General features: G+C 54.1%; 15 protein-coding genes. 6 read left to right on the plus strand and 9 right to left on the minus strand.

Features of this window, described 5'->3' with window-relative positions; genetic code table 11:
* Positions 1–214 precede the first annotated feature (214 nt).
* Complete coding sequence (locus tag HMPREF9538_RS0127295) at positions 215–769, plus strand: gamma carbonic anhydrase family protein (protein WP_002919123.1); 555 nt, start codon at positions 215–217, stop codon at positions 767–769.
* Here HMPREF9538_RS0127295 and HMPREF9538_RS18370 read toward each other — a convergent pair.
* From HMPREF9538_RS18370 to dprA, 6 genes are read right to left on the minus strand one after another with little or no spacing between them, the layout of a single operon-like run.
* Positions 745–1,002, minus strand: coding sequence for a DUF1488 domain-containing protein (locus tag HMPREF9538_RS18370; RefSeq protein ID WP_002919125.1), 258 nt, complete (start codon positions 1,000–1,002; stop codon positions 745–747). The genes HMPREF9538_RS0127295 and HMPREF9538_RS18370 overlap by 25 nt on opposite strands.
* Positions 999–1,817, minus strand: coding sequence for a shikimate dehydrogenase (aroE, locus tag HMPREF9538_RS18365; RefSeq protein ID WP_009484601.1), 819 nt, complete (start codon positions 1,815–1,817; stop codon positions 999–1,001). Before aroE ends, HMPREF9538_RS18370 begins: the two co-directional genes overlap by 4 nt.
* A 3-nt stretch (positions 1,818–1,820) precedes the next feature.
* Positions 1,821–2,393 carry an L-threonylcarbamoyladenylate synthase type 1 TsaC gene (gene tsaC / locus HMPREF9538_RS18360; protein WP_002919132.1) on the minus strand — a complete coding sequence of 191 codons (573 nt, stop codon included), beginning with the start codon at positions 2,391–2,393 and terminating at the stop codon, positions 1,821–1,823.
* Between the two features lie 4 nt (positions 2,394–2,397).
* Positions 2,398–2,940 carry a type I DNA topoisomerase gene (locus HMPREF9538_RS18355; protein ID WP_004145330.1) on the minus strand — a complete coding sequence of 181 codons (543 nt, stop codon included), beginning with the start codon at positions 2,938–2,940 and terminating at the stop codon, positions 2,398–2,400.
* Positions 2,941–2,966: 26 nt separating this feature from the next.
* Positions 2,967–3,440 (minus strand): DUF494 family protein Smg, encoded by a 474-nt coding sequence (gene smg, locus HMPREF9538_RS18350; RefSeq protein ID WP_002919137.1) that lies wholly within the window; start codon positions 3,438–3,440, stop codon positions 2,967–2,969.
* Positions 3,412–4,536 (minus strand): DNA-protecting protein DprA, encoded by a 1,125-nt coding sequence (dprA, locus tag HMPREF9538_RS18345; protein ID WP_009484602.1) that lies wholly within the window; start codon positions 4,534–4,536, stop codon positions 3,412–3,414. Before dprA ends, smg begins: the two co-directional genes overlap by 29 nt.
* A 128-nt stretch (positions 4,537–4,664) precedes the next feature.
* Here dprA and def point away from each other — a divergent pair, with 128 nt between their 5' ends.
* The 5 genes from def (at position 4,665) to mscL (ending at position 9,428) form a co-directional block, all read left to right on the plus strand.
* On the plus strand, positions 4,665–5,174 hold the full coding sequence (gene def, locus HMPREF9538_RS18340) for a peptide deformylase (protein ID WP_004174081.1): 510 nt from the start codon (positions 4,665–4,667) through the stop codon (positions 5,172–5,174).
* A 14-nt stretch (positions 5,175–5,188) separates the two neighbouring features.
* Complete coding sequence (gene fmt / locus HMPREF9538_RS18335) at positions 5,189–6,136, plus strand: methionyl-tRNA formyltransferase (RefSeq protein WP_020316680.1); 948 nt, start codon at positions 5,189–5,191, stop codon at positions 6,134–6,136.
* 52 nt (positions 6,137–6,188) lie between these two features.
* On the plus strand, positions 6,189–7,484 hold the full coding sequence (rsmB, locus tag HMPREF9538_RS18330; RefSeq protein WP_009484605.1) for a 16S rRNA (cytosine(967)-C(5))-methyltransferase RsmB: 1,296 nt from the start codon (positions 6,189–6,191) through the stop codon (positions 7,482–7,484).
* A 13-nt stretch (positions 7,485–7,497) separates the two neighbouring features.
* Complete coding sequence (trkA, locus tag HMPREF9538_RS18325) at positions 7,498–8,874, plus strand: Trk system potassium transporter TrkA (RefSeq protein WP_002919153.1); 1,377 nt, start codon at positions 7,498–7,500, stop codon at positions 8,872–8,874.
* Between the two features lie 140 nt (positions 8,875–9,014).
* On the plus strand, positions 9,015–9,428 hold the full coding sequence (mscL, locus tag HMPREF9538_RS18320) for a large-conductance mechanosensitive channel protein MscL (RefSeq protein ID WP_004145325.1): 414 nt from the start codon (positions 9,015–9,017) through the stop codon (positions 9,426–9,428).
* Here mscL and HMPREF9538_RS29640 read toward each other — a convergent pair.
* From HMPREF9538_RS29640 to HMPREF9538_RS18310, 3 genes are read right to left on the minus strand one after another with little or no spacing between them, the layout of a single operon-like run.
* Complete coding sequence (locus HMPREF9538_RS29640) at positions 9,364–9,642, minus strand: alternative ribosome-rescue factor A (protein ID WP_004145324.1); 279 nt, start codon at positions 9,640–9,642, stop codon at positions 9,364–9,366. The genes mscL and HMPREF9538_RS29640 overlap by 65 nt on opposite strands.
* Positions 9,643–9,699: 57 nt before the next feature.
* Positions 9,700–10,125, minus strand: a complete 426-nt coding sequence (gene zntR, locus HMPREF9538_RS18315) for a Zn(2+)-responsive transcriptional regulator (RefSeq protein WP_004185894.1) — start codon at positions 10,123–10,125, stop codon at positions 9,700–9,702.
* Positions 10,126–10,127: 2 nt separating this feature from the next.
* On the minus strand, positions 10,128–10,496 hold the full coding sequence (locus HMPREF9538_RS18310) for a DUF1992 domain-containing protein (RefSeq protein ID WP_002919204.1): 369 nt from the start codon (positions 10,494–10,496) through the stop codon (positions 10,128–10,130).
* Between the last annotated feature and the right edge of the window lie 84 nt (positions 10,497–10,580).

Here is a 10,580-nt window from a genome sequence, read left to right on the forward strand (position 1 = left end):
GAAGTGATTCACATCTGCCGTGTCAGTGGGTGCGCATTATAGGGATCCCATTTTTTTGCACAAGCCTTTTTTCGATCTTTTTTTCTGAATGGTGATTTTTCACCCTTTTCGCCGTGTAATTGCACGATTTGCTCAATTTTCACCGTTTTCAGGGGTTGCACAGGGAGATAAAAGCCACCAAAGTCTTCTTACGTTCCCGTATTTTGAGGTCTATATGTCTGCTCAGCTGCGCCCCTACAAAGCATTTTTCCCACAAATCGGTCTTCGCGTCATGATTGACGCATCCAGCGTTGTCATCGGCGATGTCAGAATTGCCGATGACGTCAGCGTCTGGCCTCTGGTGGCCATTCGCGGCGACGTCAACTATGTATCGATAGGTCAACGCAGCAATATTCAGGACGGTAGCGTTCTCCATGTGACCCATAAGTCCTCTTATAAGCCGGAGGGAAATCCGCTGATCATTGGTGAGGATGTAACTGTTGGTCATAAAGTGATGCTCCACGGCTGCACTATCGGCAACCGCGTACTGGTTGGTATGGGTTCGATCTTATTAGATGGTGTCGTCGTTGGCGATGACGTCATGATTGGTGCGGGCAGTCTGGTTCCGCAGAACAAACAGCTGGAAAGCGGCTACCTTTACTTTGGCAATCCGGTCAAACAGATCCGCCCCCTGACAGAGGCGGAACGGGAAGGACTCAAATATTCAGCAAATAACTATGTGAAATGGAAAAATGAGTACCTGGATCAGGATAACCAGATCCAGCCCTGAGCATCTTCCTGACCATCGCGGATCAATGCTTCTGCCTCTTCCTCTAGATCCCAACGATGTTCCTGGAAGGCGGCCAGCCACTGCGCTGGCCCCTCTGCGCCGAAACGCTGCTGCAGGATTTGCCCTGAAATTGCGCAGGTTAATTGCATCCCATTCACCAGCGCGGGAAAAACCACGCCCTGCCGTTCGGCATCCCATGATTCCCGGTCAGGAAACTGAATCGCCTGATTCATGCATTCAGTTCCTGCTGCAGCGTTTCAATGACCGGAGCGATAGCCGGCAGAACGCCGTGCCATAGCAGAACAGCATGGGCGGCTTGCGCCACCAGCATTCCCAGCCCATCGGCACAGTGGACTGCGCCATATTGCTGGCACCAGTGAAGAAACGGTGTCGGCCCTTTCTGGTAAAACATGTCATAGCAATATACGTCAGCGTTGACAATAGATGCCGGGATAGCTGGTACATCACCGTCTATTCCACTGGACGTCGCATTGACGATCAGATCGAATGTTTCCCCGGATAAGGTATCCATCTCCCTTGCGCTAACGCTCCCGGTATGGGCGAAGAGAGTGGCTAACTCACGGGCACGAGAATAGGTGCGATTCACGATCGTGACGGCGCATCCCAGCGACAGAAGCGGTAAAAGAACCCCGCGAGATGCCCCACCAGCACCAACAAGCAGGATCCGTTGGCGTGGCTTAATGAATCCCAGGCGTTCCAGATCGCTCAGAAGACCAATACCGTCGGTGTTGTCCCCCAGTAAACGGCCATCTTCCAGGCGTTTCAGGGTGTTTACTGCTCCCGCCAGCGCTGCGCGTTCTGTCAGTTCGTCGGCACGCGCAAAGGCTTCCTCTTTAAAAGGAACGGTGACGTTGGCCCCCTTTCCTCCTTTTGCAAAGAACTGATTCAGAGAAGAGACAAAATCGTCCAGCGGCGCCAGTACACGTCCATAAGGATGAGTAATTCCTAACTGGCGGGCAAACAGCTGATGAATAGCAGGCGACTTGCTGTGCGCGATCGGATTACCAAAAACGGCATAGGTTTCCATGGTTCACCCCTGGCGGAACAGTTCACCCGTCAGGGCATCACGGATTTCAGATGGGTTTTGCCGGCCGCCCGTGGCGCCATCCACCACCGGGAAGCTGTCGCCAAACTGAGCATGGACCTCTGCGGTAGTACGGCACGGTGGTTGCCCGGTGAGATTGGCGCTGGTCGAAACCAGTGGTTTTCCGTAGGCTTCGCACAATTCGATTACCAGCGGATGGTTAGTCACGCGTACGGCCAGTGAATCAAAACGTCCAGTCAGCCAGCGCGGCGTTTCAGGACGCGCCGGGAATACAAACGTCACCGGTCCCGGCCAGCAAGAGAAGATGGCTTCCCGCTGTGAGTCACTTAACCGTGAATCATCAATATAGGGCTTCAGTTGCTCAAAGCTGGCGGCGATAAGGATCAATCCTTTCTCAACAGGACGCTGCTTCAGCTCCAGCAGGCGCATAACGGCCGTTTCGCTGTCAGGGTCGCAGCCGACGCCAAACACAGCTTCGGTGGGATAGGCGATGACATGTTCATTTTTCAGGACCGCCACGGCATGGGCGACGGCTTCTGAGGGCAGGTTATTGTTCACTGATTTATTCCGCCGGGATCGGCTTTCCACATTGTTTACTGGCACAGAAGCGTCTGAGCCCCTGCGCCGTCTTCTTTTCTATTAACAGCGGGTAATGGCATTCAGGGCATTCGCCCGCCACCGGTTTAAAATTGATAACGAACTGGCAATCAGGATAGCGATCGCAGGAGTGAAAGGTTTTACCGAAACGGGAACGACGCTGGACCAGATGGCCTTGTCCGCACTGCGGGCAAGCGATAGCCGTCTCATCGGGTTTATCAATCAGCTCGGTATGTTCACATTCCGGATAGCGGCTACAGCCAATGAACATCCCAAAACGCCCCTGGCGTAACACCATAACCGCACCGCACGATGGGCACTCTTGCCCCTCCAGCACCTTAACGATATGCCCGTCCGCCTGGCTTTTCAGGGGACGAATATAGTCACAGTCCGGATAATGCGAACAGCCGAGAAACGGGCCATGTTTCCCGGAACGGATCACCAGTTCGGCCCCGCACTGCGGGCAGGGCTCATTTTTACGCACCGAAAACAGTGCTGATTTGGTCATAACAACTCGATGTTGCTGCAAAAAGATTAATGCAGCATACCTTCATTTACTTCGAAGAGTAATTCTTCCATTTGCTGATAGGCGTTTTCACAGCCCGGAATATTGAACAGTACCATCAGGATGACCCATTTCAGGTCTTCCAGCTCAAATTCCGCCGTATCCAGCGCCAGTACGCGCTCTATCACCATTTCTCGCGTTTCGAGGTTCAACACCTGAATCTGCTCGAGGAAGAGTAAAAACCCCCGGCAACTGGCATCCAGACGCTGGCACTCCTCTTCGGTATATACCCGAAGAGAGAGCGGGTCGGAAGCGAGCTGCATGGGTTCAACGAGACCTTCCTGATAATCAGCCAGTTTCTCGAGCCACATTAACGCGTTATAGATGTCTTCCCGCTCAAAACCCGCATCGGTAAGATCCCGCGTCAGTTTGTCCTGATCCACGCGCATTTCTGCTTCGCTATGGATGTAAGTTTCAAACAAATACATGAGTACGTCGAACATGGCTTGCCCTCCTTAATCGGACATAGCCGCCGGGTACAGCTGCGATCCAGCCTGCTAACTCCAGTTCAAGTAGCTGAGCTACGGTTACTGGCACAGATTGGCCGGCACGTTCAGCGACAACGTCAACAGGTGTTACCTCATCTCCTACGTTAGCCAGGAGCTCCGGAAATGGCAATGCTACAGACGGCTGATCGACGCAAATATTTATCGAATCAGACGTATCAGTCAGCCAGGCCAGCTCGTTATGCCAGTATTCCACAATATCCTCTGGCGAGGTCACTGGCACCGCGCCTTGCTTAATTAACCAGTGCGGGCCTTCCGATCCCGGATTGCCTATCGGGCCAGGCAGGGCGAACACATCCCTTCCCTGCTCCAGGGCGCAGCGGACGGTGACCAGCGATCCGCTTCGCAACGCCGCCTCAATCACCAGCACGCCCAGGCTTAAGCCGCTGATAATCCGGTTGCGCCTGGGGAAATGTGCGGGAAGCGGCGGCGTAATGAGTGGAAATTCAGATACCAGCGTACCGCCATTGTCGATGATCTGCCGGGCGAGAGTTGCATGGCGCCGCGGATAAACCTGACTCAGCCCATTGCCCAGTACCGCGATAGTTTTACCCTCCGCCGCCAGCGCGCCGCGGTGCGCGACCCCGTCAATGCCTAACGCCAGCCCACTGGTGATGGTAATCCCTTTATGCGCCAGCGTTTCGCTGAACAGTTTCCCCCAGCGGGCGCCATACCAGGAGTGCGAGCGACTGCCAATAACGGCAAGCTGCGCGCTGTGAAGCAGGGCGAGGCCGCCGCTGACCAGCAACGCGCCGGGGTAATCAGCGATAGACTTTAACCGCAATGGATAGCGCGGATCGTCACCCCGTAACAGATGATGATCCGGTTGTTCCAGCCAGCGCCGCGTCTCGTCAAGCTCATGCTCGTCAAGCCGGAAAAATAACTTTGCCTGCGCCGCGGTCATCCCGACGGCATGCAGCGCTTCACGATCAACGCTGGCGGCTGCGCATAAGCGCTGAGCGATCTCTACCATCCTGTCGCCATACAAGCTACTGACCTTCATCAGCCGCAGCCAAATCTCGTCGGGCGTCATCCTTACCCCCTGCCATAAGCGGTATTGACAATCTTTGCGATTGGACAGTGAGACTGTCAATTGCAGGGGGTTTTGTCTAGAATAGAGCTAATAATCTTATCAACTCCTGAATACGACTCTGGAACTTTATGGCAGTTTTGCAAGTGTTACATATTCCGGACGAGCGCCTTCGCAAAGTCGCCGAGCCGGTCAAAGAAGTGAATGCGGAAATTCAGCGTATCGTCGATGATATGTTCGACACCATGTACGCCGAGGAAGGCATCGGTCTGGCCGCAACCCAGGTCGATATCCATCAGCGCATTATCGTTATTGATGTGTCGGAAAATCGTGAAGAGCAGCTGGTATTAATTAACCCGGAAATGCTGGAGAAAGATGGCGAAACCGGTATTGAAGAAGGCTGCTTGTCCATTCCTGAACAGCGCGCCCTGGTGCCGCGTGCGGAAAAAGTGAAGATCCGCGCACTGGATCGCGATGGTAAGCCGTTTGAACTGGAGGCCGATGGCCTGCTGGCTATCTGTATCCAGCATGAAATGGATCACCTGGTCGGCAAACTGTTTATTGACTATCTGTCACCACTCAAACAACAGCGCATTCGTCAGAAGGTAGAGAAACTGGATCGTTTACGTTCCCGTGCCTGATAACAAGGAATACCGTGTCACAATCACTACGTATCATTTTCGCCGGCACCCCTGATTTTGCAGCGCGTCATCTTGATGCGCTGCTGTCGTCTGAACATCAGGTTGTTGGCGTATTCACTCAGCCTGATCGCCCTGCTGGTCGCGGCAAAAAATTGATGCCAAGCCCGGTAAAAGTGCTGGCAGAAGCCCATAACTTACCTGTGTTCCAGCCATCCTCCCTGCGTCCGCAGGATAACCAGCGGTTAGTCGCCGCTCTCGGCGCCGATATTATGGTGGTAGTGGCGTACGGTCTGATTCTGCCTAAAGCGGTGCTGGAGATGCCCCGTCTGGGCTGTATCAACGTTCACGGCTCGCTGCTACCGCGCTGGCGTGGCGCAGCGCCTATTCAGCGTTCACTGTGGGCGGGGGATAGCGAAACTGGCGTAACCATCATGCAGATGGACGTCGGCCTTGATACGGGGGATATGCTGTATAAGCTTTCCTGCCCCATTACCGCAGAGGATACCAGCGGCAGCCTGTACGATAAGCTGGCCGAGCTCGGCCCTCAGGGGCTGCTGGCAACGTTAGCCCAGCTGGCCAACGGCACCGCACGGCCTGAAGTACAAGATGAATCGCTGGTGTGCCATGCCGAAAAGCTGAGTAAAGAAGAGGCTCGTATCGATTGGTCGCTTTCCGCTGCGCAGTTGGAACGCTGCATCCGCGCGTTTAATCCGTGGCCAATGAGCTGGCTGGAAATTGACGGACAACCGGTAAAAGTGTGGCGAGCATCGGTCATCGCCGAAGCCGCTCACGCCGAACCGGGTACTATCGTAGCAGCAACCAAACAGGGTATTCAGGTCGCCACGGGGGATGGGATCCTCAGCCTGGAGTCGCTACAGCCTGCGGGTAAAAAAGCGATGAGCGCCCAGGACTTACTCAATTCCCGCCGGGAGTGGTTTATCCCTGGCACCCGTCTCGCCTGACGGTCGTCTCTTCTGAAGCCCGGGTTCGCCGGGCATTTTTATTTTTGCGCTTATGAAAAAGAATATAAATTTACGCAGCCTGGCCGCCCAGGCTATCGAGCAAGTTGTTGAAAAAGGGCAGTCTTTAAGCAACGTACTGCCCCCTCTACAGCAGAAAGTCAGCGATAAAGATAAAGCGCTACTGCAGGAGTTGTGCTTTGGTGTACTACGTACTCTAAGCCAGCTGGAGTGGCTTATCAGCAAGCTAATGGCGCGTCCGATGACCGGCAAACAGCGCACCGTGCACTTTCTGATCATGGTTGGTCTCTATCAGTTACTCTACACCCGCATTCCACCACACGCCGCGCTGGCGGAAACGGTAGAAGGCGCGGTGGCCATTAAACGCCCGCAGCTTAAAGGGCTAATCAACGGCGTGCTACGCCAGTTCCAGCGCCAGCAGGAAGCGTTGTTAGCCGAATTTGCTGAGCATGAAAACCGCTATCTTCATCCCAAATGGCTGCTGAAACGCCTGCAGCAGGCCTGGCCGGAGCAGTGGCAGGAGATCGTCGAGGCGAACAACCAGCGCCCGCCGATGTGGCTGCGCGTTAACCGCAACCATCATTCCCGGGATGAGTGGCTTGCCCTGCTTAACGAGACCGGTTTAGAGGGCTTTACCCACCCTGATTATCCGGACGCCGTACGCCTGGCCACCCCTGCTCCGGTCCACGCGTTACCAGGCTTTGCCGAAGGCTGGGTGACCGTCCAGGATGCCTCGGCTCAGGGCTGTATGCGCTACCTGCAACCGGAAAATGGCGAACGCATTCTCGATCTCTGCGCGGCGCCGGGCGGGAAGACGACGCATATTCTGGAAGTCGCTCCCCAGGCTCAGGTTATGGCGGTGGATATTGATGAACAGCGTCTGTCCCGCGTCTATGACAACCTGAAACGGCTGGGCATGAAAGCCGAAGTCAAGCAGGGCGATGGCCGCTTCCCTGAGCAGTGGTGTGGCAATGAGCAGTTCGATCGTATTCTGCTGGATGCCCCCTGCTCCGCAACCGGCGTTATTCGCCGCCATCCGGATATCAAATGGCTGCGCCGGGATCGGGATATCGCCGAGTTAGCCCAACTGCAGGCCGAGATCCTCAATGCCATCTGGGGGCACCTGAAGCCAGGCGGCACGCTGGTTTACGCGACCTGTTCTATTCTGCCGGAAGAGAACAGTCAGCAAATTGCCGCTTTCCTCGCGCGAACCCCGGATGCAGAACTTCACGCCACCGGCACGCCGGCGAGCCCCGGGCAGCAAAATCTGCCGGGCGTGGAAGAAGGTGATGGCTTCTTTTACGCTAAGCTAATCAAACGTCGGAACTAATGGGTCACTGCAGATGAAGATTATTATTCTGGGCGCCGGCCAGGTCGGCGGCACGCTGGCGGAAAACCTCGTCGGCGAGAACAATGATATTACGCTGGTTGATACCAATGGCGACCGTCTGCGCAGCCTGCAGGATAAGTTCGACCTGCGTGTCGTCCAGGGGCATGGCTCTCACCCTCGCGTACTGCGTGAGGCGGGGGCCGATGATGCCGATATGCTGGTAGCGGTCACTAGTTCGGACGAAACCAACATGGTGGCCTGCCAGGTCGCTTACTCATTGTTCAATACGCCAAACCGCATAGCGCGTATTCGTGCGCCTGATTACGTTCGTGATGCGGAAAAGCTCTTCAACTCTGAAGCGGTACCCATCGATCACTTAATCGCTCCGGAACAACTGGTCATCGACAACATCCACCGTCTGATCGAATATCCCGGCGCGCTGCAGGTCGTGAACTTCGCAGAAGGAAAAGTCAGTCTCGCGGTAGTAAAAGCCTATTATGGTGGCCCGCTGGTGGGGAATGCCTTATCCACTATGCGGGAGCATATGCCGCATATCGATACGCGCGTGGCCGCCATTTTCCGCCACGATCGCCCCATCCGCCCGCAGGGCTCGACGATTGTCGAGGCCGGAGATGAAGTCTTCTTTATTGCCGCCTCGCAGCATATTCGCGCGGTCATGAGCGAACTGCAGCGACTGGAAAAGCCGTATAAGCGTATTATGCTGGTCGGCGGGGGCAATATTGGCGCGGGTCTGGCCCATAAGCTGGAAAAAGATTACAGCGTTAAGCTTATCGAACGTAATCAGCAGCGAGCCGCTGAGCTAGCGGAAAAGCTGCAGCATACTATCGTCTTCTACGGGGATGCATCGGACCAGGAGCTGTTGGCTGAAGAGCATATTGACCAGGTGGACCTGTTTATTGCCGTCACTAACGACGACGAAGCCAATATTATGTCGGCTATGTTGGCCAAGCGAATGGGCGCGAAAAAAGTGATGGTGCTAATCCAGCGCAGAGCCTACGTGGATCTGGTCCAGGGTAGCGTCATCGATATTGCGATTTCGCCTCAGCAGGCCACAATTTCCGCACTCCTCAGTCATGTCCGTAAAGCCGATATTGTCGGCGTCTCCTCCTTGCGCCGCGGCGTTGCAGAAGCGATTGAGGCAGTCGCGCACGGCGATGAGAGCACCTCCCGGGTAGTCGGGCGTTCGATCGATGAGATCAAACTTCCACCGGGCACGATCATCGGCGCCGTCGTGCGGGGCAATGACGTGATGATCGCCAATAATAATCTACGGATCGAGCAGGGCGACCATGTGATCATGTTTTTGACCGATAAGAAGTTTATTTCCGATGTCGAAAGGCTGTTCCAGCCAAGTCCTTTCTTCCTGTAATTCCCAGGGCGCCGAACAGGCGCCTTTTTATTATCCCTTATTATTCAAAGGTTAATATTTTGCAGTAACTATCTGCTGGGAATGGCAAATGAAAATACATTTGTTAAACTTACAACGTCAGCTGGCACAAGGAGAATAAAATGAGTTTTTTAAAAGAGTTTCGCGAATTCGCGATGCGCGGGAACGTTGTCGATTTGGCAGTGGGTGTGATCATCGGTGCAGCATTCGGTAAAATTGTTTCATCACTGGTCGCGGATATTATTATGCCGCCACTCGGCCTGTTGATTGGCGGGATCGATTTTAAACAGTTTGCCGTCACGCTACGTGATGCCCAGGGCGATGTCCCGGCTGTGGTGATGCATTATGGGGTATTCATTCAGAACGTTTTCGATTTCATCATCGTCGCGTTTGCCATCTTCATGGCGATTAAATTGATGAATAAGTTAAATCGTAAGAAAGAAGAGGCTCCGGCGGCACCGCCAGCCCCCTCTAAAGAAGAAGTTCTGCTGAGCGAAATTCGCGATCTGCTGAAAGAACAAAACAACCGTTCTTAATCAGCAGAGAAAGCAGAAGGCCAGTGGTAAAAAAGCGATTCGCTTGCTTGCCACTGGCCTCCCGATCAATCCTTCCTGCATGTTTATCTTTACGTTGATAGCTTCCTTTCCCTTTCTTGTTTTTCTCTACGCGCTGCCTGAATAACGGATCGTGGAGAAGTGCCTCAATGGCGTTATCTTTAATTTGTCCTTTAGTATGCTGATAGCGACTCATAGTTACTCCGGTATATGTATAAACTCGGCGCGAGTGTAGATCCGCGCGTTTAAAAAATCAACGTCCGCCATTGCCGTTGCTGGCCCCTTGTTCAAGGGCCTCAAGGATAGAACAGTAAACGCTGCTGTGGGCAGTGCCGCAACAGGCATCGTTGAGCCGCTGCAGAGAGCGGCGCATCGTCTGTAGCTCTTTAATCCGCGCCTCGACTTCACTTAATCGCGCCTGAACGATCCCTTTCGACTCCTGACAGGTATGATGCTCCGGATCGATGCGGATCGACAATAATTCGCGGATCGCTTCCAGGGTGAAACCCAGTTGTCGGGCATAACGAATAAAGCGCAGCCGTTGAAGATCGTTATCCGAGTACAGACGAAATCCTCCCTCGGTGCGTATGTCATGATCCATCATCTGCTGCTTTTCATAGTAGCGGATGGTATCAGGCGTCACGTCAGCCAGTTTTGCCAATTCACCAATACGATACATATTTACTCCTGATTTATTTTTTGCAGCAACGCATCGGCGTACTCACCGCGTAAAAAGTCGGTGTTCAGACCTGCCTGACGTAACTTCAGCTCGAGCAGGGCAAGGCGTTTGCTAAGTTCGGCATGACGCGGATCGTCCTGACGGACGCCATTCAGTAAGTCTGCCAGAGCCAACGCTTCTTTGCGTTGCTCCAGTTCCGGAGGAAGACATCCTGCATTTTTCAGAAGGCGATAGCCTGCCCGCAACTCCGCCGGCACATGTGAATCGTCATCGAGAGTCAGCGGTTCTCCGCTGCCGGGTAAATTATCGAACTCACCTTTGGTTTGGGCATCGAGGATATGACGTTCCGCCCACTGATCCAGCAACCACATTCTACGGCTCCAGGGGATGAACAAAAAGAGTACAGATAGTGTAGTGAAATGGGGATGGGGTAGATATAAAAAAAACCCCCCCCG

The organism is Klebsiella sp. MS 92-3, from assembly GCF_000195655.1.
Lineage (GTDB): Bacteria > Pseudomonadota > Gammaproteobacteria > Enterobacterales > Enterobacteriaceae > Klebsiella > Klebsiella pneumoniae.

Excerpts from the sequence above, each read along its gene's own strand:
- zntR (WP_004185894.1), bottom strand. The coding sequence starts at position 10,125 with ATGTATCGTATTGGTGAATTGGCAAAACTGGCTGACGTGACGCCTGAT.
- trkA (WP_002919153.1), top strand. The coding sequence starts at position 7,498 with ATGAAGATTATTATTCTGGGCGCCGGCCAGGTCGGCGGCACGCTGGCG.
- rsmB (WP_009484605.1), top strand. The coding sequence starts at position 6,189 with ATGAAAAAGAATATAAATTTACGCAGCCTGGCCGCCCAGGCTATCGAG.
- def (WP_004174081.1), top strand. The coding sequence starts at position 4,665 with ATGGCAGTTTTGCAAGTGTTACATATTCCGGACGAGCGCCTTCGCAAA.
- HMPREF9538_RS18310 (WP_002919204.1), bottom strand. The coding sequence starts at position 10,496 with ATGTGGTTGCTGGATCAGTGGGCGGAACGTCATATCCTCGATGCCCAA.
- HMPREF9538_RS18370 (WP_002919125.1), bottom strand. The coding sequence starts at position 1,002 with ATGAATCAGGCGATTCAGTTTCCTGACCGGGAATCATGGGATGCCGAA.
- dprA (WP_009484602.1), bottom strand. The coding sequence starts at position 4,536 with ATGACGCCCGACGAGATTTGGCTGCGGCTGATGAAGGTCAGTAGCTTG.
- mscL (WP_004145325.1), top strand. The coding sequence starts at position 9,015 with ATGAGTTTTTTAAAAGAGTTTCGCGAATTCGCGATGCGCGGGAACGTT.
- HMPREF9538_RS18355 (WP_004145330.1), bottom strand. The coding sequence starts at position 2,940 with ATGACCAAATCAGCACTGTTTTCGGTGCGTAAAAATGAGCCCTGCCCG.
- HMPREF9538_RS0127295 (WP_002919123.1), top strand. The coding sequence starts at position 215 with ATGTCTGCTCAGCTGCGCCCCTACAAAGCATTTTTCCCACAAATCGGT.
- smg (WP_002919137.1), bottom strand. The coding sequence starts at position 3,440 with ATGTTCGACGTACTCATGTATTTGTTTGAAACTTACATCCATAGCGAA.
- HMPREF9538_RS29640 (WP_004145324.1), bottom strand. The coding sequence starts at position 9,642 with ATGAGTCGCTATCAGCATACTAAAGGACAAATTAAAGATAACGCCATT.
- aroE (WP_009484601.1), bottom strand. The coding sequence starts at position 1,817 with ATGGAAACCTATGCCGTTTTTGGTAATCCGATCGCGCACAGCAAGTCG.